The sequence below is a fragment of the Agrobacterium sp. P15N1-A genome (assembly GCF_044626815.1).
Lineage (GTDB): Bacteria > Pseudomonadota > Alphaproteobacteria > Rhizobiales > Rhizobiaceae > Agrobacterium > Agrobacterium leguminum.
Window position 1 is genome coordinate 1 of sequence record NZ_JBIUPF010000009.1, and the last position, 21,668, is coordinate 21,668.

Genomic DNA, 21,668 nt, shown 5'->3' on the forward strand with positions numbered 1-21,668 from the left:
GCAGTTTCTGCGCCCGCTCGGCCTCTTCCACCGTCTTGATGCGGGCCGGATATTCGTAAAGCTCGCGCTTCGTCGCATCCGGCATCTGCACCAGCGACGGCGTCATCGTGCCCGGCACCATGCCCGGTGTCTCGAAATTCCAGTCCGCGCCAGCGCGCTGGCCCGAGACATAGGAGAAACGCCGTGCCCAGTCGTTGATGTGGTTGCGATCCGAAGACCCCTGCGCCAGACGCACCGTCCCCTCCCCCTGCGCGGCCGGCGACGGCCCAAGCCAGCCGCTGGCGCTATCGGCCACATGCAGCTTGTGGGAACCATCCTCATGGCTGAACCAGTAGAACAGGCCGTCCTCCTCGAAACGGCGCAAAAGATAGTCGAGGTCCGTCTCGTTAAACTGGACGCTGTAGTGCTGTGCAGGCGGCGGAGAAATGATGCCTGACGTATCGGGAGCGGGAATGCCGTGTTCGGAAAACAGCGTCTCGACGACCTCCACCGCCGTCTTGTCCATCCAGATCCGGCAATCCGAGCGGCGCGACAGAAGCCACATTTGCGGGCGGATGGTCATGGCATAGGAGCGAAGGCCCCGGGTGATAGGCGGGCCTTCATGCAACTCGGTAACCAGGCCGTTGAAGGGGCGGCGAACACCGCCGCCATCGCCGTCGCCATGGCTTATCTCGATGGAGATATCGACCAGCCGTCCGATCAGTTCCTCGGGCTTGACCGCTTCCTTCTTGGCCCGCACCGTCAGGCGAATGTCGAAGAGCTGCGATACGCCCTCCTCGACGGACAGGCGCTCCGGCAGAAGCTGATCTTCGCCGAGTGGCGAAGACACCTTCAGAACTCGGCTCGCCTGAACGAAATCGGAAAACGAAGGCTGGTCGTTCATGGGATACTCCTAATCAGGACCCGCGGCTGGACTGCAGGGGCCAGAACCAGATCGTTTCCGAATTGTAGTAGCAGGCCGAAGCGCACTGGGTGGCTTCCGAGCCGCCCCGCACAAGATCGATGTGACCGCCGCCGGTGTAGCCGGGGATATTGTTGAACGCCACGACACCGTTGCGAGCGCCGATGCCGTTGCGCGCCGTCGCGGGGGTGAAAGGTTCGGGTTCGCCAAGATAGCTCGTCCGCTTCATCAGGCTGGCAAGGCGGCGCATGTTCACCTCTATGCCCTTACCGGCATAGGGGCCCTTCTGGATGCGGTGCGAGGCGGGCACGATGTTGATGCCCGACTTCACGAAAGCGATGCTGACGCGGATGGCGCAGGTATTGTGATAGTTCGGATTGCCGATGAAATCGTCCCAGCCGATTTCTGTGAACAGATCACGCTGGCTGAGATAGTTCGGATGCGACGGGTCGCTGCTCGGATAATTCTTATAGAGAGTGTCAAAGTTAACGCGCATGGTTCGTCCCACTAGTTACTTTTCTGCTCACAGGGAAAGGAGACCTTGAGCGCCTCCCGCACGAGAGTGGCTGCCTGTTCATCCAGTTTTTCCGCAGGAAGATCGCCGAGATAGGTGTAGATCCGGTCGGTGAGTTCATGGGGCGCCACGGCACCCGCACCGCACCAGTCCGATCCGCTCGTCAGATCGGCCACACCGGCGATATAGGCGCTCGATTTTGCGGCGGAAACCAGCCGCCGCATTTCCGGATCAGACACTTCCGGGGCAAGTTTGCCCTCGATGGCCTGCTTGAGTTCGGCACCGGAGAATATCCATCTCCGTTCCTCGGCACCCGCCGGCGAAAGACCGGACAGAGCCAGAACAACCGGCACGGAAACAAAAAACGCATATAGGGAGCGCATGAAAAACCCGCCTCGTCCAACGTGGATGAGAAACATCACGACGTGAGCTGCAAAAACTGCAATGAAAACGTTCCGGTGCCGGCAAATACCGGCACCGGGTCGCGTCGCTATCAAGCGGCCTTCGTCGTCGCCAGATCGTAAGAGGCGATCATCGGAGACTGCGGCGAGTTGTTGTCGTCGAACGGCGTGTACTTCACTTCCATCTTGGTGAAGTTGAGCTTGATGGTTTCCACCGGACGGTCACCGCTGGAATCCACCGAGTAGCTGGCGATGAGTGTGTTCGTCAGCAGATACTCGATATAGGTGTTGCCCGGATTGCCCGTGGTCACCAGATGGATGGTTGCGAGCTTGCCAGTGCGGCCGGCGCAGGCTTCCTGGAAAAGCTTGGTGGAAGAAGAATCGCTAACCTTGGTCAGAATGACTTCCGAAATGGTCGGTTCGGATGCTTCGCGGTTTGCAGCAGAACCGGCAGACGTGTTCATGTTGCGCGCTACGTTCCAGTGAATGGCTTCGATGTCCATCCACTTGCGGTGTTCCTCATGCGTGGCGTCGCCCTGGATACCGTCAATCTGCAGATAAATTGGCATGCTGTAAGCTCCTGTAGCTGAAATGACCTCTTGCTTCGAGGCCGCGTTACCCTTCGTTTAATGCCGCATGCGTCGGGTAGCCCCATCCGACGCGGCAACTTCATCCACCCCACCCTCTTCGGGCGCGGCGAATTCATCTGTTTCCCCAGCCGCTTCGGCACGAATGCCGAGCCTGTTTTCACCAAAATCGACAACGATCTTGCCCACGCGTTCTCCCGCGATGACTTTTTCGAGGAAAAAGCTGGAAAGAGGCGGCAGGAGATCCTTGCCGATCATGATTTCGATGGCGCGTGCGCCAATTTCACTTGCACCGGCGCGCGCCACCAACGCGTCGCGCGCGGCATCGGAAAGGGTCAGGTCGGCGCCGTATGTTGCGAGAACACGCTCCCTGATCTTGCCGATCTGCATATCCACGATCCTTGCGAGCTCTTCCGCACCGAGCGGCATGAAGGGCAGGATGATCGTGCGCCCGAGGAATGCGGGCTTGAACTGTCTGGTCAGTTCCGGCATCAGCAGCGCTTCCAGCGCCTCGCCTTCCGGCATCGTATCCGGATCGGCGGAAAGCGCGGCCAGCAGCTCTGATCCGGTATTGGCCGTCATGAAGATCGTGGTGTTCTTGAAATCGACATCGCGGCCTTCGCCATCGCGAAGCACACCCTTGTCGAACACCTGATAGAAAATATCCTGGACGCCAGGATGGGCCTTGTCGATCTCATCAAGAAGGAGAACGCCGAACGGCCGGCGGCGCACCGCTTCCGTCAACACGCCGCCTTCGCCGAAACCGACATAACCGGGCGGCGAACCGAGAAGCAGCGAAACCTTGTGCTCCTCCTTGAACTCCGACATGTTGATCGTCGTCAGATGGCTGTTGCCGCCATAGAGCAGGTCGGCCAGCGACAGGGCCGTCTCGGTCTTTCCCGTTCCGGACATGCCGACGAGGAAGAACACGGCGGGCGGGCGGCGTGGATCGGACAATCCGGCACGGGCGGTGCGCATGGCATCGGCAATGCGGCCGATTGCAGCATCCTGCCCCACGACCCGCTGTCGCATGCGCGCATCCAATGTGCGCGCGCTTTCGATCTGGTCGGCCAGAAGCTTACCGAGCGGAATTCCGGTCCAGCGCGATACGACGGATGCGATCGCTTCACGATCGACCACCGTCGGCACGAGTCTTTCGGCATTTGCCGGTTTGGTCTCAGCCGCAGGCCGCAGGCGCGACACATTCGACGCGCCGGTTTCAACGGGCTGCTCTTCGCCGAGTTCAGCCATTTCCGCATCGTAACGGCCGCGCAGGTCGTCGATCCCGCTCTCGACCTTCTCGACTTCGTCGCGTATCGACTGGATACGGCTTTGCATCTCGTCATCCTGCGGTTCACGCAGAAGCCAGTTCAACTCATCGGTCAGAAGACGCCGCTCGCTTTCCATGGCGCGCAGCCGTTCCGGCAGGGTCTGCCGCGCCAGCGAAACGGCGGCCGCGGCCGTATCGAGAAGGCTGACGGCCTTGTCCGGCAATTGCCGCGCCGGCATGTAACGCGCCGATAATTGCACCGCCGCCACAATCGCCTCGTCACGAACGATAACGTTATGATGGCTGACAAAGCTATCGGCGACGCCGCGCAACATACGGATCGCAGTCGTCTCATCCGGCTCGCGCACATGCACGGGCTGGAAACGACGCGTCAGCGCCGCATCCTTTTCGAAATATTTCTTGTATTCGCTCCAGGTCGTGGCCGCGACGGTGCGCACTTCGCCGCGCGCAAGAGCGGGCTTGAGAATATTGGCCGCATCGCCCTGTCCGGCCGCACCGCCTGCGCCGACAAGCCCGTGCGCCTCGTCGATGAACAGGATGACCGGCTCGGCCGAGCGTTTTACCGCATCGATCACGCCATGAAGACGGCGCTCGAACTCACCCTTCACGCCGGCGCCGGCCTGCAGCAGCGAAATATCGAGGTTCAGCAGGCGGACGTTGCGCAATTTTTCCGGCACATTCCCGGAAGCGATTTCCAGCGCCAGCGCTTCGGCGACCGCCGTTTTGCCGACACCGGCCTCACCCACCAGAATGGGATTGTTCTGACGACGGCGCGTAAGAATATCAACGAGTTGGCGCAGTTCATCATCGCGCCCGATCACCGGATCGACCTTGCCGTTCCGGGCGTCGGCGGTCATGTCCTGGGTGTAAAGGCGCAGAAAATCGTTCTGGCCGGCGGCCGGCGCGGCACCCGCCGTCACGGAAGGAACCTCTTTTCCGCTGCTGTCTTCAACCGAACTGCGAAGGCGTTCGAGTGCCGCGCGATCCATCGCCTTCAGCGACGGAAATGCCGAGCGGACGAAAGAGCGCAGCGAGGTTTCCTCGTCCATCGCCAGAAGCAGGTCGCAAAGCGTCACGCGGTCGCGCCCGGCCTCCAGCGACGCGAGAACCCATGCCTCGCGGCCCGCCGTCAGAATGTTCTGGGAGAGCGACAAGGCCTCTCCATCGCCGATAACGGCTTCTTCCAGGCTGCGGCCGATTTCCGCCTGCAATACCGGAAGTGGAATTTTTAATTCTTCGAATGTTTTCGCATAGATGCCGGCATCTACAACCGCCAGCAGCCAATGCGGGATATCCACGTACCTGTGCCCCATACGCACCGCAACAGAAGCCGCAGCTTCAAGGGTGACGCGCAGGTCAGGCTCAAGCGCTTCAACGAGGCGATTGAGATCGATATGCGACATGCAATGAGCCTCCTGCCCGGGTTCATTCCACAACGTGACGTGGAATAACTATGATGATGAAACCGGGTTGTCCACCCCGAAGTTTATTTTTTATCGGGTTAGATTAGGCAGTAGACGCCACAATTTAGACACATTTTGAATAAGTCTGTCTGAGGAATAGCCTTACGTAAGGGAAGTAACTGCAAAAAATCCATTACTATTTTCTGGGGATAGACTGCTCTTGAACGCGCCGCATGTTAAAAGAGATATAGAATTTTTTGGAGATTGCGGAGAAAACATCCGCGTCGATTCAAGAACGCGTGAAATATACTATAGAATTAAGGATGAAAGAAACCAGGCACGCACAGAAGAGCGTGCCGCGTCCCCACAGGATAACTTAAAGATCTCCAGTAGCTGGGACAATGTCAGCAATCTTGGATTGCAGATTATATATTCCGAAAGCAAGGACATAGAAATATTGGCGTGGCTTGCCGAAGCAAGCCTGCGGCTGCGCGGCTTTCCTGGACTGCGAGAAATCTATGAGCTTTGTGGCGATCTTTTTTACAACCACTGGGACTCATTACGCTCCATCAGCGATGATAATGATGAGGAAAAATTTGCACCTTTTGCGGGATTGAACGGCATCGGCACCGAGGGAACGCTTGTGCAGCCGCTTCGGCTTGCGCCGCTGATCCCCGGAGGGAAATTTGGAGAGCACAGCCTCTGGGATTTCCAGCTGGCGCAGCGACCCAACGAGAGCAAACGGCGCGAAGAACTGTATCGGCTGGCATCGGAAGCGGGCGTTGCCGCCATGTCTTCCCATCTGGCCGAGGTAAACGCCTGCCTCTCCAGCTTCGACGCCATCATGGCGGTTCTTTCCGAACGCTGCGGCCAGTCCGCACCGCCCAGCTCCAACATCCGCAACACGCTCATCGAAGCTGCTGCGGCCATTCGCACGCTGGGTGGGCGCGAGCTGGAGCCGGCACCGGTCGAGCAGACGGCAGCCGCAATTCCTGGAACGAACGACAACGGGCAACCGGCCGTACGAACACCCACGACGTCACCGGAAGGCATATCTTCACGCGATGAAGCGTTTGAAACTCTTCTTTCGGTTGCGCGTTACTTTCGCCGGACCGAACCGCATTCGCCGATCTCGCTCTCCATCGAAACGCTGGTTCGCAGGGGGCGCATGGATTTTTCCGAACTGCTGGCGGAGCTTCTGCCCGAAGCACAGGCCCGCAATGCAGTTCTGACGGCCGCCGGGATCAAACCCGGCGGAGACAACAACGGAAAATAACGAGGCAAGGGACGGAAACCCCGTCCCCTCACAGTCAGCCATGCCAAGGGGCATCAAGGAGGTTGAAATGGCAAGTGTACACGAAAAGCTGGAACGGGTTCGCAAGCCCCGCGTCCACATCAAATATGAAGTCGAAACCGAAGGCGCGATGGTGGTCAAGGAACTGCCCTTCGTCGTCGGCGTTCTCGGCGATTTCTCGGGCAATCCGACCCAGCCGCTGAAGCCGTTCGGCGAGCGCAAGTTCGTTCAGATCGACCGCGACAATTTCGATGAGGTGATGCGCCGCATGACCCCTGGCCTCAACATTGCCGTTGCCAACACACTGCAGAAAGACGGCACGGACATGCAGGTCAACCTGAAGTTCGAAAGCATGGACGATTTCGAACCCGGCGCCGTCGTGCAGCAGGTTCCTGCCCTCAAGGCGCTTCTGGACGCCCGCAACGAGCTGCGCGACCTGCTTTCCAAGGCCGACCGTTCGGAAGACCTGGAGCGGATGCTGGAAGATATTCTGCAGAACAAGACCGATCTCGCAACGCTGGTTTCCGAACTCAAGGAAAAGAACGGCGCGAGCAAATAATCGCCTGTGCGGAGGAAAACCTCCCCGAACGGCCCCGATTGCGGGGCTTCAACTGTTCAAGCGGCATTTTTTCAAAGCCGCATGTGGAAGGACTGAAACATGAGCGCTGAAAGCCTGCTGAAAAACGAAGCACAGGCAACGACCGCCGAAGATCAGGGACTGCTGTCCAAGGTGGTTGCCGCAACCCGCCAGACCGAACCGGACCGCGCGCAAAATCTTCTGCGCACGCTGACAGACCAGGCGCTGAAGGGAACGGTCAAATACGACCGCAACCTCACCGTCACCCTCAACCACGCGATTGCCGAACTGGACCGGACGATTTCCGAACAGCTCGCCGCCATCATGCAGGCGCCGGAATTCGCCAAGCTCGAAGGAACCTGGCGCGGGCTCAACTATCTCGTCAAGAATTCCGAAACGAGCGTCAACCTGAAGATCCGCGTCATGAACGCCGGCAAGCGGGAACTGGCGCGCGATCTGGAAAAGGCCGTGGAATTCGATCAGTCGCGCCTCTTCAAGGCGATCTACGAAGACGAATTCGGCACCCCCGGCGGCGAGCCGCTCGGCGCGATCATCGGCGATTACGAATTCGACAATTCCTTCGATGACGTGCAGCTGCTGCAGGGCGTCTCATCGATTGCGGCGGCGGCTTTCGCACCGTTCATCTCGGCGGCAAGCCCGCACATGTTCGGTTTCGAGGACTATCGCGATCTCGCCCGTCCACGCGATCTCGAGAAGATTTTCGACACGGTGGAATATGCCAAGTGGCGCAGCTTCCGCGAAAGCGACGATTCCCGTTTCGTGACGCTCGCTTTGCCGCGTGTGCTGGCGCGCATGCCCTATGGCCCGAAAACCAACCCGATTGACGATTTCGCCTATGACGAAACCAGGGGGGCGGTGAATGGCGACCTGCAGCATGACGAATATTGCTGGATGAATGCGGCCTATGTCATGGGAACGAAGCTGACCGACGCTTTTGCAAAAAGCGGCTGGTGCACGGCGATCCGTGGCGCGGAAAATGGCGGCCGGGTGGAAAATCTGCCCATGCACGTCTTCTCCAGCGATGACGGCGATCTCGATCTCAAATGCCCGACGGAAGTGGGCATTACCGACCGTCGCGACGCCGAACTCGGCAAGCTCGGCTTTCTGCCGCTTTGCCACTACAAGAACACGGATTATGCGGTGTTCTTCGGCGCCCAGACCGCGCACAAGCCGAAGCTTTACGACAAGCCGGAAGCCACGGCCAACGCCGCCGTTTCGGCCCGCCTGCCCTATATCATGGCCACGTCCCGCTTCGCGCATTACCTCAAGGTGATGGGCCGCGACAAGATCGGCTCCTTCATGGAGGCGTCCGATTGCGAAGTCTGGCTCAACCGCTGGATCGCCAACTACGTCAACGCCAATGACGAGGCGGGCGAGGAAAGCCGGGCGAAATATCCGCTGCGCGATGCCAAGGTGACCGTGCAGGAAGTGCCGGGCAAACCCGGCGCCTACAATGCGGTCGCATGGATGCGGCCCTGGTTGCAGATGGAAGAACTGACGACCTCGCTGCGCATGGTCGCCCGTATTCCGTCCAAGAACTGAACCCGGACCGGGGTGGTCCGCCACCCCGGCCCCGTTCGTCACCCGGAGCCCGCTCATGGCGCATCAGTCCTTTCCGGACGCCCGCATTTTCGCCGACCAGCTCATCGCCCTCATCGACGATGCGCTGACCGGCCAGGTGAACGCCATTCTCCACCACCCTGATTTTCAGGCGATGGAAGCGAGATGGCGCGGGCTTGCCATGGTCGTTCGCGAGGCTGGCCGCGGCGCAGACGTCAAGGTGAAGCTGCTGAACGCCAGCTGGCGCGATCTTGCCCGCAACACGGAACGCGCCACCGACTTCGACCAGAGCCACCTTTTCGAAGTCGTCTATAACCGCGAATTCGGCATGCCGGGCGGCGAGCCGGTCGGCCTGTTGATCGGCGACTACGCCTTTTCCCCTGACGATCTTCAGGGCGCAGATTCCATCACCACGCTGTCGCAGATCGGCATGGTGGCTGCGGCCGCCTTCTGCCCCTTCGTCGCGGCGGCAGCACCTTCCGCCGTCGGCCTGCAAGACTTCGCCGAACTCAGCCGGGTTCACGACTTCTCCTCGCTGAAGCAGGATAAATCGCGGCTGCGGTGGAATGCGCTGCGTGCACGCGACGATTCCCGCTTCGTCGGCCTTGTCGCGCCGCGCGTTTTGCTGCGCTCGCCCTACAGGCCCTATGCGCGCGGACGCGATGACGGATTTCCATTCCGCGAGCATGTGGCGGAAAGCGGCGAGACCCTGCTGTGGGGCAATGCCGCCTTCGCCTTTGCCACGGTGGTGGTGCGAAATTTTGTCGATTCCGGCTGGTTTGCGGATCTGCGCGGTGTGACGCAGGACGCCGTGGATGGCGGCATGCTCTCTTCCCGGCAATTGCCGCCGCTCGATCTCGGCATCGAAAGCAACGGCCTTTCCGCGCAGCCGCCCGTCGAGGTGCAGCTGACGACCGGACAGGAACAGCAATTTTCCGATCTCGGCATCGTGCCCGTCTCCACCACCTATCTCTCCGGCATGGCGATCTTCAACGCCAACCAGTCCCTGCATGCACCCGGCCATTATTCCAGCGAAGCGGCAAGACAGAACGCCCGCCTCGCGGCCATGCTGCAATATGTGCTGTGCGCCTCCCGGTTCTCGCATTACCTCAAGGTCATCATGCGCGACGATATCGGCCAGCTGAGCGATGCCTCGACGATAGAGCGCAAGCTGGAAGGCTGGCTTTCCTCCTACACGCTCGGCAATGACGATGCGGAAGCTGCGCTGCGCACGCGCTACCCGCTGCGCTCCGCCGGGATCAACGTCTTCGAAGTTCCCGGCAAGCCCGGAACATTCTCCTGCACCGTGCGCCTTCAGCCGCATTTCCAGCTCGATGACGTCTCCACGAGCTTCCACCTCATTGCCGAAACCATGATGCCGCCCGCCGCCGCATCCCGGTCTCCGGCCGAGCCGCAAAGGATACCCGCATGACGCTGCGCGACGATATCTCCCGCCTTCTCGACGATGACCGGCTGCAGGACGCGATCGATCTTGCGCGCGAACACGTCAAGACGAAGCCAACCGACAAGGATGGACGCCATTTCTACATCGACCTGCTGGTCCTTGCCGGCGACTATGAGAAGGCCGATGCGCAATGCAATCTGGCCGCAACATTCTCGCCGCAGGAAAGCGTCGGTTTTTCTCTCTTTCGCCATCAGCTGCGCGCCATGGCCGCACGCAATGCGTGGTTCGAAAACGGCGCGGTGCCGGATTTCCCCGGCGGTCCGTCCGAACTCGATCAGCTGGCCATCCGGGCGAATATCGCCGCGCGCAGCGGCGACGCGGATGCCGCCAGAACCGCATTGGCTGAACTCGATGAAAAACGCGGCAATGTACCGATCGGCCATAATGGCAAGAGCGCCGGCGATATTCGCGATCTGGACGACCGGATTCCGCATGCGCTGGAGGTGCTGACCAATGGCGGCCGCTACCTCTGGATCGATTACGGTCGCATAGAAAGTCTCGCCATCGACCCGATAAGCCGCCCGCGCGACCTCGCTTTTCGCGGGGCTGAGCTGACGTTGCGCGACGGCGCGGTCGCATCCGTGCTGCTTCCGGCCATTTATCACGGCGCGAAGGACGATGTCGGCCTTCTCCTCGGCCGGGAAACCCGATGGAGCGAGGAAGACCAGCCTCTGGCAACCGGGCAAGGCCAGCGCTGCCTGCTGATTGGCGACGATGTGGTGCCGTTCCACGAGATCGGTTCCCTTTCCGCCGCCTCCGACGATGAAAGGCAGATCGCCCGTGGTTGATCCGCTCGAGCAATATCGCGCGCGGCAGAGAACGCTGTCGCGCTCCGTTCTGGACCGGCTGCTCGATGACGCGCCGGATGCGGAAACGGATATGCTCGTCAGCCTGAAGGATCAGGCACGCGAGATGCGCGAGGTGATCCGCCGCGATCTCGAGGCATTGCTCAATACCCGCCGTAACCCCGCCGGCCCGCCGGCGGCGCTGAAGGAACTGTCCGACGCGCTGGTGAGCTATGGCGTGGACGGCATTCTTTCGGCCAATCTGGTGACGGATGCCGCCAAGGCGCGGCTTGCACGCAGCATCGAGCGGCGGATTTCCCTGTTCGAAACCCGCCTTGGCGATGTGCATGTGACGATCCTGAAAAACCGCACGGATGGCGACCGGGCGCTTCGCATGCGCATACAGGCAAGCTTCCGGCTTCAGGAGGGCATGCCGCCGATCAGCTTCGAATCCCGGATCGATCCGTCCACGCAGCGTTTTCTGGTGGAGGCGACGAATGGCTGACGGCTTCCTCGAAAAATACAATGACGAACTTTTCGCGCTCCGAAAACGCGCATCGCGTTTTGCGGCGGCGTTTCCAAAGATCGCCGGCAGGCTGCGCATGACGGGCGATGTGGCCGACGATCCGCATGTTGAGCGGCTGATCCAGAGCTTCGCCTATTCCGCCGCCCGTGTGCGCCAGAAGCTGGACGACGAGTTTCCGGAACTCTCGGACAGCCTGTTGGAAACGCTCTACCCGCATTATCTTGCGCCCATCCCGTCCATGAGCGTGGTTCAGTTCACCCCGAGCACGGCGCTCGCAACCGTGCAGACGCTTCCGCGGCACAGCGAAATCCTCGCCGAGCCGGTGGGCGGCGAAAGCTGCCGTTTTCGCACCACGCAGGCGGTGGAGATCGTTCCGCTGCAAATCGCAGCCGCAACGCTTTCCGGCCAGCCAATCGACGCGCCTTTTTCGGCCTCGTTCGCCGGCGCCGCCAGCTGCCTGCGGCTTTCGCTGCGCAGCACGGCGCCGCGCGGCGGCACTTTCCCGGAAATGGGCCTGACGAAACTTCAGATTTTTCTGTCAGCCGCCTGGCAGCAGGCCACGGCGCTTTACGAGCTTTTGAGCAACCACTGCGTGGGCATGGCGCTTGCGCGGCACGCCGAGGACAAGGAAGCCGTTTTCCTGCCCGCCGGCAATCTCACGCCATCCGGCTACACGCGCGATCAGGCCATGCTGCCCTATCCGGCCAACAGCTTTGACGGATACCGGCTTCTCACCGAGTTCTTCGCGCTGCCGCAGAAATTTCTCTTTCTCGATATCGACGGGCTGCACAAATGGAGCGGCGGCGACTGCGAACTTTACATCTATCTGGATGCGGCGGACACGCAGCTTGAGCGCATGGTATCGGTCCGGGATTTCGTGCTGAACGCCTCGCCGGTCATCAACCTGTTCAAGCAAAGCTGCGAACCGCTCAGCCTCGATGGCACGCGCACGGAATACCGCCTGCTGCCGGATGCGCGGCGGCAGCGGACCCGCGAAATCTATGCGGTCGAAAACGTCCAGCTGACCAGCCGTTCCGGGCAGACCGAAAAGACCTCCCCGTTCTTCGGCCGCACCCAGCGCAACAACGGTGCAAACGTTTTCTGGCAGATACAGCGCCGTTTCGATGACGACGGTTCTTCCGATACGGACATCGCCTTCGTGGATCAGAAGCGCGGACCGCTGGGACCGCTCGACATGGTGGCAAGCATCGATACGCTGTGCATCAATCGCGAGCTGCCAAGCCAGCTTCCATTTGGCGGCGGCCACCCCTTCCTGCAGCTTTCGACCGGCAACGAGGCTATAAAATCCATCCATGCGCTGATGCCGCCGACGGCGGCGATCCGCGTCAACGAACGCTCGGCGCGTGAATGGCGGCTGATCTCGCATCTCCTCCTTAACCACCTCTCCCTCACCGACAGCGGCGGCGCGCCGCTGAAGGACATTCTCTCGCTCTATTCCTTCAGGGACAGCCCGGAGACCCGGCAGCTCGTGGAGGCGATCAGCAATGTCGAGGCGCAGAATTCCCATGCCCGGATCGGCTCGGCCATGGTGCCGGGAACGGATATCACCGTGGAATTCGATCCCGCGCTGATCGCGCGACCGGCCGCATTTGTTTTCGCCAATGTCCTCAATCATTTCTTCGGGCTCTACACCTCAATCAACAGTTTCACACGGCTGACGGCGACGATGCGCGGCCACTCCAAACCGATTGCCCGCTGGCCTGCCCGCGCGGCCGACCGGCCGCTGCTCTAGGAGACCGGGATGGAACAGCAGACGCCAACCATGAAAGACCGGCAGGCGGCGCTTCTCAGCGACGATCCCGGCCGTTTTGAGCCCGCCACCGCGTTTCGCGTCGCCCAGCTCGTTTCGGCGGATGACGGGATTGTCGTCGGCGCTCATGGCGGAACACAGCCGACCCCGCTGGCGATCAGCGGCTTCAACCACAAACGCGGCCAGGCCGAACTGAAATCCGCCTTCGCGCCCATTGTCGGGCCGCTCGGTTCGCTGCCGCCGGCCTATGGCGAATTGCTGCAGCGGGAAGAGCGCAATCGCTCCGGCGCGCTGGCAAGCTTCTTCAATCTGTTCGCGGCAAGGTTCAGCGAACTGTTCGTATCCGCAACGGAAAAATACCGCCTCGCAAGGGGATTGCGCTGGTCGGCCGAGCAGAGGGAGAACGGTTTTCGCAAAACCCTGCTTGCACTCACCGGGTTCCGCACAGCCGGTCTGGTGGAAAAGGCAGGCGTGAGCGAAGATGCGCTCCTGCGGTTCAGCGGTCTTCTGGCCGGCCGCAACCGCAATGTTTCGGCCCTGACTTCCATGCTTTGCGAATTCACGGGACTTCCGGTGAATGTCGAACAGTTTCGCCGGCGATGGGTGGCTTTGCCGCTTCACGAACAAAGCCAGCTCGGACAGGCATCCGGTCTGAGGCTCGGACAGAACACGACGGCGGGAAGCGCTGTCGAAGATATGAGCGGCGGCTTCCGGATCGTGATCGGTCCCGTCGCCTATGCGGACTATCTCGCCCTGACGCCCGGATCGAAGCGGCTTGCGGAGATATTTTCGCTGACACGCCTGTTCGTCGGAAGCGCATTGCATTTCGATGTGCAGGTGATCCTGAAAAAGGAGGACATTCCCTTTTGCCGCCTCGGCCAGTCCGATGCCCCTGCCCGCCTCGGCTGGAACAGCTGGGCTCGCGTGGCGCCCGCAGAAAAAGACAGCGCCGATGCTGTGGTGACCGAGCGCGAAGGCTCGGCGATTTCCGCGTGAGGGCATGGATATGAAGCTTGCACTCAGGGACACACGAAATATCGGAGCCGCAAGAGCCGGTCAGTGGAGCTTCGAGCGCGGCCGCCGCGTCATCGGCCGGTCTCGCGATTGCGACTGGCAGATCGACGACAATGAGCGGCGCGTTTCCAAGCTGCACTGCACGCTCAGCCGCGATGGTGAAGGTTTTACGATCCTTGACCAGAGCGCGAACGGCACGCTGGTCGATGGCCGCCTGCTGCTGGAAGGCGAAAGCGCGCGTCTCCGCGACGGTTCGCAAATCAACATTGGCGGGCAGGTTTTTAAGGTCGCCATCAGCGGCGATGCCGAGCTGGATTTTTCCGATCCCGACGCTTCCCTGCGCATGAGTGACGAGCCGCTGACCATTTCGGCGATCCTTGCAGACATCGCCCCGAACGGCCGTTCGGCCGGCGGCGTGATGGGCAACACCGCCTCCGCCGACGACTGGTCCGAAACATGGCGCGAGGGCGCGAAGCGGAAGGCGAAATCCATTTCGCGAAATGTCGAGATCGGCTGGAACGAGCCGCCCGCAGCGCGCGGAATAGGCGCCGTTCTGCCTGATAACTGGGACGAGGAGCCGGTTGCAAGCAGCGAGCACGAACATACCGACGCACTGAACACGCCGGTCATGATCTCTCGTCCGGTTTCGGCCTCAGGTAACGAGGATTTCGACAGCGTTTTCCCGGAAGCGGGCGAAGACCTGACCGTGGAGAACGCATCAACTGCTGATGCTTCGACTGCGCAGGAGATCGGCGATCTTCTGACCGCGCTGGAGCAGGAAAGCGCCGATTGTCTGGCCATTCTCGACATTGAAGGCGAGCGCGCCGGCCACGGTTCGTCAGCCTCCCTGAGCGAGCGGGTGGAAACGCTCATCCGCCAGCAACGGCGGCTCGCCGCCTCTCTTGAAACCCTGATCCACGGCTGCACGCAAAAGCTCGAGCCGAGGCTTCTCGAAGCCTCCGTCGATGCCGGCAACGATCTTCGTGCCAAAATCGAGCGCCGCGACTGGCAGGGGCTGATCATGAAGACCGATTACTGGTCGACTTACAAAAAGCAATTTGAGGAAAACGGCCGTCCATTGCCAGTCAGGCAGTTCCTGCAGCGGGCAGCGCGCGGTGAAGCCGCGCCCACGCAGGAACCTGACGCGATAACGGCCGATGCAAAGGGGGTAAACAACCACGATGAGACATGAGAACCGTGTTGCCTGGAGCGAGGGCATGTTTCTTCGCGTCCAGCATTTTCAGCAATCCGACCGCTGGACCGAACGGCTGGTGCGCAACACCACGCGCAACCTCTCGCCTTACCCGTGGGGCATCGCCGAAATCGGCGTGGACCGCAGCGCGCTGTCGATAGGGCAATTCGCCCTGTCGAACCTGCGCGGCGTACTTCCCGATGGAACGCTCTTCGAGGCGCCGGAGGATTCCGACCTGCCGCCGCCGCTCGATCTCGACGACAGCGTCAAGAACGCCGTCATCTATCTCGCGCTGCCGGCCCGGCAGCCGGGCAAGGCCGACATGTCCGCCAGCGGCCGCAACGATGCGAACAATGTGCGCTTCACCGCCTCCAGCTATGAGGTCTCCGACACCAATATCGAGACGGATTTCGTGGCCCCCATCGATGTCGGCCGTCTCAGCCTGAAATTCCTGAAAACCGGCGACGATCTTTCCGGTTACGATCTTATCGGTCTTGCAAGGGTCATCGAGGTCCGCTCAGACCGCGCGGTCATTCTGGACCCGGATTTCATCCCTCCGAGCCTGAGCTGCGCGGCGGCGCCCCGCCTCAACGAATTGCTGACGGAGCTTCTGGGGATCGTTCGCCACCGCGCCCAGGCGATTGCCGAACGCATCGGCGATCCGACGATCAGGGGAACGGCGGAAGTGGGCGATTATTTCCTGCTGCAAATCCTCAACCGGGCCGATCCGCTGCTGGCGCATCGCTGCGCCAACGCCACGCGTTTTCACCCCATCCGTTTTTACGAAGACTGCATCCAGCTTGCCGGCGAGCTTGCAACCTTCACCACGGACAAAAAGCGCGCGACGGATTTCCCGCCCTATCGGCACGAGGACTTGAAAGCCACCTTCGGGGCGGTTTTCGACGATCTGCGCACCTCGCTGTCCGCGGTTCTGGAACAGGCAGCCGTTGCGATCGAGCTGGTGGAGCGTCGCCATGGCGTCCGCGTCGGCACCATCCACGACCGCACGCTGCTGCGCGATGCCGGCTTCGTGCTTGCCGTGCGCGCGGACATGGCCGCCGAGGACATTCGCCGCCGCCTGCCGGCACAGATCAAGGTCGGGCCGGTGGAGCGGATTTCCGAACTGGTCAATGTAGCGCTGCCCGGCATTCCCGTGCGCTCCCTGCCGGTCCTGCCGCGGCAGTTGCCCTACCGGTCCGGCACCGTCTATTTCGAGATCGACACGCAATCACCCCTCTGGAAGCAGCTTGAGACCTCCGGCGCGATTGCCCTGCATCTGGCGGGCGAGTTCCCCGGGCTTGAGATGGAAATGTGGGCGTTACGCGAATGAGCAAGGAAAACCCCTCTTCCTGGCAGGATTTGCCGACGGTGGTCGAAATCACCGAGGAAAGCCGCCGACGCAACCAGAACGCCCGCAACATGGCGGCAATCCTCGAAGACATTGTCGAGACCGACGCCCCGGCCGGGCGGACGAAGGCAGGCGCGGCCGCCATGCCGGTCGATCAGTTGCTCTCCGGTTTCCATTTCGGCGGCGGCGATGTGCCGACGCTCGTGCAATCGGCCGCTCCCCTCCTCAACCTCGCGCATCTCCTGCGCTTCAGCGATGCCGAGCCAGATCCCGATCAGCTTCGCCGCGCCTGCATTGAGGCGATCACCCGCTACGAGCGCGATCTCGCTTCCGCCCGCATCAGCCCCGAGCGGGCAAGGGCGGCGCATTATGTCGTCTGCGCCACGGTGGATGATGTGGTTCTCAGCAAACCCTGGGGCGTGCGGGCAGGCTGGGCGCGCTCCGGCCTTGTCTCCACCTTCCACAACGATGTCACCGGCGGCGACCGGGTTTTCGACATTCTCGACCATTTCCATCAATCGCCCGGCGCCAGCAAGGATCTGCTGCTGCTGATCTATCTGTGCCTGTCGCTGGCTTTCGAAGGGCGCACCCGCGTTTCGCCAAAGGGTGCGCTGGAGCTCTCACGCATCCGCGACAGCCTCTACAAGACGCTGATCGGCCAATACGGCACTTTTGAGCGGGAGCTTTCGCCGCACTGGAAAGGCGTGGAAGCCCGTCATACGCCATTGCGCACGATGGCTGCGCTGTGGACCCTGCTGTCCCTGATGGCGCTTGCCTTCGCGCTTGGTTATCTCTTCTTCACGCTGTCGCTCAACAACGCATCCGATGTCACTTTCGAGAGGCTCGCCCATCTGCCGCCGAACGAGACGCCCAGCGTGCTGATCGCAAGCCCGCCCCAGCCACCGGCGCAGGTCGAAACGCCCAAGGTCGTGGAACCGCCGAAGACGGTGGAGCCACGACAACCCTCCCGGCTTGAAAAGCTGATGGCCTTCCTTCAGCCGGAAGTCGAAAAGAAGCTGGTCACGCTGGCCGATGTGAACGGCCGGCTGCGCATTCGCATCAACAATTCGGGCCTGTTCTCCACCGGCAGCGCCGATGTCAGCCCGCAGTTCCGCGATCTCATCCAGCGTATCGGCGGCGCGCTTGCGGCTGAGAAATTCCGCGCCGTCGTCATCGGCTATACCGATACCGTGCCGATCAAGACGGTAGAATTTCCGTCGAACTGGCACCTTTCCGAAGCCCGCGCCAAGGCGGTCGGGGACATTCTTTCACAATTCACCGGCCCGGAAGCGATCCTGACGGAAGGCCGTGCCGACAGCGACCCGATCGCCGACAACAAAACGGAGGAAGGCCGCCAGATCAACCGCAGAACGGAAATCATGGTCCTGACCAATCCCGATGAAAAACTGAGCGACGCCGGCATTCTCTCGCCGACCATCCAGAACAGTTCGGGACAGCAGCCGCAAGAGGCACAGCCATGAATCCATTGAGCTATTTTTATACGATCCGATCCTATGTCGAGAGTTATGCCGCTCTCATCGGCCGCCGTTTCCTGTCGCTATTATGGGTGGTCGCGCTCTGCATCGTCATCTGGTTTTACGGCTATCTGGTCGCGCTGGGCGATTTCAAGCCATTGGGAACGACGCAAGCCCGGCTCATCGCCATCGGCATCGTTCTCGCCATATGGCTGATTTATATCGCCGTCACCATCTATCGCAGCCGCAAGCAGGACAAGGAACTTGTCGACAGTATCGAGCGCGAGGCTCTGGCCAACCGCCAGGCCGAAGTCGGCGAGATCCAGATGCGTCTCAAGGAAGCGCTGGCGCTGCTGCGGCGGGTCACGAAAAAGCGTTTCGGTTATATTTACGACCTTCCCTGGTACGTGATCTTCGGCGCACCCGGCTCCGGCAAGACGACGGCGCTCACCAATTCCGGCCTGCAATTTCCGCTTGGCGATGCGCTCGGCGAAAACGCGGTGAAGGGCATCGGCGGCACGCGCAACTGCAACTGGTGGTTCGCCGATGAGGCGATATTGATCGACACCGCCGGCCGTTACACCACGCAGGACGACCTCGATGGCTCATCCAAAGCCGGCTGGGAAGGGTTCCTCGGCCTTCTGAGACGCTATCGCCGCTCGCAGCCGATCAACGGCGCGCTGGTGACATTGTCCATCCCCGATCTTCTCACCCGCGATCCCGAAGAACAGCGACAGGAACTGCGCTCCATCCGCCAGCGGCTTTCGGAACTGGACGAATATCTGCACGCCCGCGTTCCAGTCTATATCGTGCTGACCAAGGCCGATCTGCTGCATGGTTTCGTGGAATTCTTCGACGGTTTCAACAAGACCGACCGCCAGCAGGTGTGGGGCACCACCTTCAAGCTGGATGAGAGCTATACCGCCGAAAACCTGCCGCAACGCCTGACGGAAGAGTTCGAACTGCTGCAACAGCGGGTCGATGCGATGCTGATCGAGCGGCTGCAGCAGGAGCAGAATGCCGAGACGCGCGGGCGCATCTTCCGCTTCCCCGCCGAACTCGCGCGGTTGAAAGACCGGCTCCATGAGGCCCTGACCGAACTTTGCGCACGGTCCCCGCTGATCGAAGCACCGCTTTTGCGTGGCGTTTATCTTGCTTCGGGAACGCAGCCGGAAACGGAAAGGTCTCCCGCAGCGGCCAGAACCCGCCGAAGCTACTTCCTGTCGCGGCTGTTCAAGGATGTCATCTTCCCCGAAGCCGCGCTGGTGATGCGCGACAAGCGCCTTTCCGGACGGCAATTGCTGGTACGGCGCATCGCCTATGGTGTTTCGGCCGCAGCAGTCGCCATCGTCTTCACCGGCTGGATTTTCACCTATTTTGCCAATACGCAGGCGCTTGCCGAAGCGGATCGCAAACTTGGCGCTTATGAACAGCTCGTTCAGGGCATTCCCGTGCGCGATGTTTCAGACGCCGATTTTCTCCGCATCCTTCCGGCGCTCGACAATCTGCGTGACGTCAATTCCGGCTTTGCCCGCGAGAGAGTGTGGAATGTCAGCTTCGGGCTCGATCAGGAAGACAAGATCGCCGGACGGCAGCGTGACGCCTACCAGCGCTCGCTCAATGCCCTGCTCCTGCCGCGCATGATCGTGCAGCTCCAGAAACAGCTCAAGGATGAAAAGGATGTCACGCGCACCTTCAATTCGCTGAAGCTCTACGGAATGCTCGGCGGCATGGGTGCGCTGGACCCCGATTTCCTGACCGTGCAGACGCACCAGATGTTCGCATCCCTCTATCCCGGCGATGGAAGGGCGGCGGCCAGAGAAGCGCTCGACCGGCATGCGAAAGCGCTCGCGGACGGCGTGCTCGCCCCGATTGAGCTCGACGCACGGCTCATTGCCACCGCCCGTGAAACCATCCGCAACCAGGCTGTCGGCACGCGCGCCTACGATATTCTCGCCGGTCTTCCGCAGGCGCGGGAACTGATGGAATGGACACCAGCCACGGCCTTCGGCCCGCTGGGAGAGCGCGCCTTCGAGCGGCGAAGCAAAGCGCCGATGGCGGAAGGCATCGAAGGTCTTTTCACGGCGGAGGGATATCGCAGCGTCGTCATTCCACAGGTCGCCCATGCGGCGCGCATCGCGCTTTCCGAAGGGTGGGTACGCGGTTCCGATGATGCCATAAGAGGTGCCACGGTCGAGCAGGTGGCGCAGGCCGCGCTGCAAATCTATTTCGACCGTTTCGAGAAAAAATGGACCGATACGCTGGCCGACCTTCGGGTCAAGCCGTCCCAGACCCTTGGCGACGCGGTGGAAACGACCCGCGCGCTTGCCAATGAGCGCAATATCGTGGTGGAGGCTGCCAGATCGATCGCGGAGGCGACCGATCTGCGCCCCGGGGCAAACCCCGCCGCCCTCGCCTCCGCCGCAGAAGGCGACGCAACCGCGGCCGTTCTGGCCGCCACGGTAAACGCGGCCGATCCCTATGCGAGACTGCGCGACATGCTGGCGGCGAAAGGGACGGCCACAACGGGCGAGCAGGCCAATGGCGGCAAGGCCGGCGGCTCGCCATCAGAACAGTTGCTCGCGCATTTCAAGATGCTGAACGAGCAGCTTGCCCGCTCGGCAACCACCTCCGACGAGGTCGCCAAGGTGTTCGACGTGGACAGCCAGCTCACCAAGGCCAATCAGGATCTGTTGCAGCAGGCCCGTGAGTTGCCGGCGCCTCTCGATGTGTGGGTGGCGGGTGTGGCGGCGGATGTCGGCTCGCTTGCGGTCAAATCCGCCCGCAGCCGCATTGCCGAACTCTGGGCAGCCGATGCGGCATCGCTGTGCTCTTCCATCGTGACCGGCCGTTATCCTTTCGACAGGTCATCTTCCCGCGATGTCGCCATCGCGGATTTCACCCGTCTCTTTGGGCCAACCGGGGTTTTCCAGTCCTTCTTCAAACAGCGAATGGAAGCCTTCGTCGACAAGACGACCAACCCCTGGAGCTGGAAAGGCACTTTCGGCGCAGCCGGCATTCCAAGCAGCGCCGTCGCCCAGTTCGAGAATGCCGACAAGATTTCGCGCGCCTTTTTCCCGAATGGCAGCGAGACGCCGGCGGTGTCGATCAATGTCAAACCCGTTTCGCTCACCAACGCTTCCAGCGCGGTGATGCTGGAAATCGAAGGCGAGCGGGTGGTTTATTATCACGGCCCCATTCAGGCGAAATCGATCACCTGGCCGTCGCGTGAAAACACGGCGAGCCTGTCGCGCATCGCCTTCCAGCCGGGCGGCTGGCAGCAGGCGAAAACCGAAAACGGCGACTGGTCGCCATTCCGGCTGTTCGACGGCGCCGATATCGAAAACCAGTCGGGTGACCTGCTGCGGGTGCGATTTGCGAATGGCGCTCAGGCTGCCGAATTCGATATTCAGTTCGGCTCGGTTCTCAACCCGTTCAGGCTGGATGCCATCGCCGGCTTTGCCTGCCCCGCGCAATTTTAGCGGCGGGGCGGCGCACCGTTTTTTTAGGAGGGGATTATGATGAAAGCAACGACGAAAAGCA

Annotated in this window: 17 protein-coding genes; 12 read left to right on the top strand and 5 right to left on the bottom strand. The window is 61.4% G+C overall.

Annotation, left to right across the window (positions count from 1 at the left end; translation table 11 throughout):
* From tssI to tssH, 5 genes are all read right to left on the bottom strand, one after another.
* The coding region (tssI, locus tag ACIK7D_RS24460) for a type VI secretion system tip protein TssI/VgrG (RefSeq protein ID WP_400157711.1) at nt 1-883 on the bottom strand (883 nt) is incomplete at its 3' end.
* 13 nt (nt 884-896) lie between these two features.
* The gene (locus ACIK7D_RS24465) at nt 897-1,397 is read right to left on the bottom strand and encodes a type VI secretion system amidase effector protein Tae4 (protein WP_059761067.1); all 501 of its coding nucleotides are present in this window, start codon (nt 1,395-1,397) and stop codon (nt 897-899) included.
* Nucleotides 1,398-1,408: 11 nt separating this feature from the next.
* Nucleotides 1,409-1,798 carry a Rap1a/Tai family immunity protein gene (locus tag ACIK7D_RS24470; protein ID WP_400157712.1) on the bottom strand — a complete coding sequence of 130 codons (390 nt, stop codon included), beginning with the start codon at nt 1,796-1,798 and terminating at the stop codon, nt 1,409-1,411.
* Between the two features lie 110 nt (nt 1,799-1,908).
* Nucleotides 1,909-2,385, bottom strand: a complete 477-nt coding sequence (locus ACIK7D_RS24475) for an Hcp family type VI secretion system effector (protein ID WP_003504561.1) — start codon at nt 2,383-2,385, stop codon at nt 1,909-1,911.
* A 57-nt stretch (nt 2,386-2,442) separates the two neighbouring features.
* Nucleotides 2,443-5,097 (bottom strand): type VI secretion system ATPase TssH, encoded by a 2,655-nt coding sequence (tssH, locus tag ACIK7D_RS24480; RefSeq protein ID WP_400157713.1) that lies wholly within the window; start codon nt 5,095-5,097, stop codon nt 2,443-2,445.
* Between the two features lie 220 nt (nt 5,098-5,317).
* Here tssH and tssA point away from each other — a divergent pair, with 220 nt between their 5' ends.
* The 12 genes from tssA (at nt 5,318) to tssM (ending at nt 21,607) form a co-directional block, all read left to right on the top strand.
* Nucleotides 5,318-6,373, top strand: a complete 1,056-nt coding sequence (gene tssA, locus ACIK7D_RS24485; protein ID WP_400157714.1) for a type VI secretion system protein TssA — start codon at nt 5,318-5,320, stop codon at nt 6,371-6,373.
* A 67-nt stretch (nt 6,374-6,440) separates the two neighbouring features.
* Nucleotides 6,441-6,950, top strand: a complete 510-nt coding sequence (gene tssB / locus ACIK7D_RS24490) for a type VI secretion system contractile sheath small subunit (protein WP_035263819.1) — start codon at nt 6,441-6,443, stop codon at nt 6,948-6,950.
* A 99-nt stretch (nt 6,951-7,049) separates the two neighbouring features.
* A complete protein-coding gene (gene tssC / locus ACIK7D_RS24495; RefSeq protein ID WP_035263814.1) occupies nt 7,050-8,531 on the top strand; it encodes a type VI secretion system contractile sheath large subunit in 1,482 nt (493 codons plus the stop codon).
* Nucleotides 8,532-8,586: 55 nt separating this feature from the next.
* A complete protein-coding gene (tssC, locus tag ACIK7D_RS24500) occupies nt 8,587-9,981 on the top strand; it encodes a type VI secretion system contractile sheath large subunit (protein WP_135398345.1) in 1,395 nt (464 codons plus the stop codon).
* Nucleotides 9,978-10,802, top strand: a complete 825-nt coding sequence (locus ACIK7D_RS24505) for a type VI secretion system accessory protein TagJ (RefSeq protein ID WP_400157715.1) — start codon at nt 9,978-9,980, stop codon at nt 10,800-10,802. Before tssC (ACIK7D_RS24500) ends, ACIK7D_RS24505 begins: the two co-directional genes overlap by 4 nt.
* The gene (gene tssE, locus ACIK7D_RS24510) at nt 10,795-11,304 is read left to right on the top strand and encodes a type VI secretion system baseplate subunit TssE (protein WP_400157716.1); all 510 of its coding nucleotides are present in this window, start codon (nt 10,795-10,797) and stop codon (nt 11,302-11,304) included. Before ACIK7D_RS24505 ends, tssE begins: the two co-directional genes overlap by 8 nt.
* Entirely contained in the window at nt 11,297-13,078 is a 1,782-nt protein-coding gene (gene tssF, locus ACIK7D_RS24515; protein WP_400157717.1) for a type VI secretion system baseplate subunit TssF, read from the top strand. Before tssE ends, tssF begins: the two co-directional genes overlap by 8 nt.
* 9 nt (nt 13,079-13,087) lie before the next feature.
* A complete protein-coding gene (gene tssG, locus ACIK7D_RS24520; protein WP_142845613.1) occupies nt 13,088-14,092 on the top strand; it encodes a type VI secretion system baseplate subunit TssG in 1,005 nt (334 codons plus the stop codon).
* A 4-nt stretch (nt 14,093-14,096) separates the two neighbouring features.
* Nucleotides 14,097-15,302: a type VI secretion system-associated FHA domain protein gene (locus ACIK7D_RS24525; protein WP_400157718.1), complete on the top strand. Its 1,206-nt coding sequence runs from the start codon at nt 14,097-14,099 to the stop codon at nt 15,300-15,302.
* Nucleotides 15,292-16,632 (top strand): type VI secretion system baseplate subunit TssK, encoded by a 1,341-nt coding sequence (tssK, locus tag ACIK7D_RS24530; RefSeq protein ID WP_174024037.1) that lies wholly within the window; start codon nt 15,292-15,294, stop codon nt 16,630-16,632. The genes ACIK7D_RS24525 and tssK overlap by 11 nt, the downstream gene beginning before the upstream one ends.
* On the top strand, nt 16,629-18,131 hold the full coding sequence (tssL, locus tag ACIK7D_RS24535) for a type VI secretion system protein TssL, long form (RefSeq protein ID WP_080820392.1): 1,503 nt from the start codon (nt 16,629-16,631) through the stop codon (nt 18,129-18,131). The genes tssK and tssL overlap by 4 nt, the downstream gene beginning before the upstream one ends.
* The gene (gene tssM, locus ACIK7D_RS24540; protein ID WP_400157719.1) at nt 18,128-21,607 is read left to right on the top strand and encodes a type VI secretion system membrane subunit TssM; all 3,480 of its coding nucleotides are present in this window, start codon (nt 18,128-18,130) and stop codon (nt 21,605-21,607) included. The genes tssL and tssM overlap by 4 nt, the downstream gene beginning before the upstream one ends.
* The last annotated feature ends 61 nt before the right edge of the window (nt 21,608-21,668 follow it).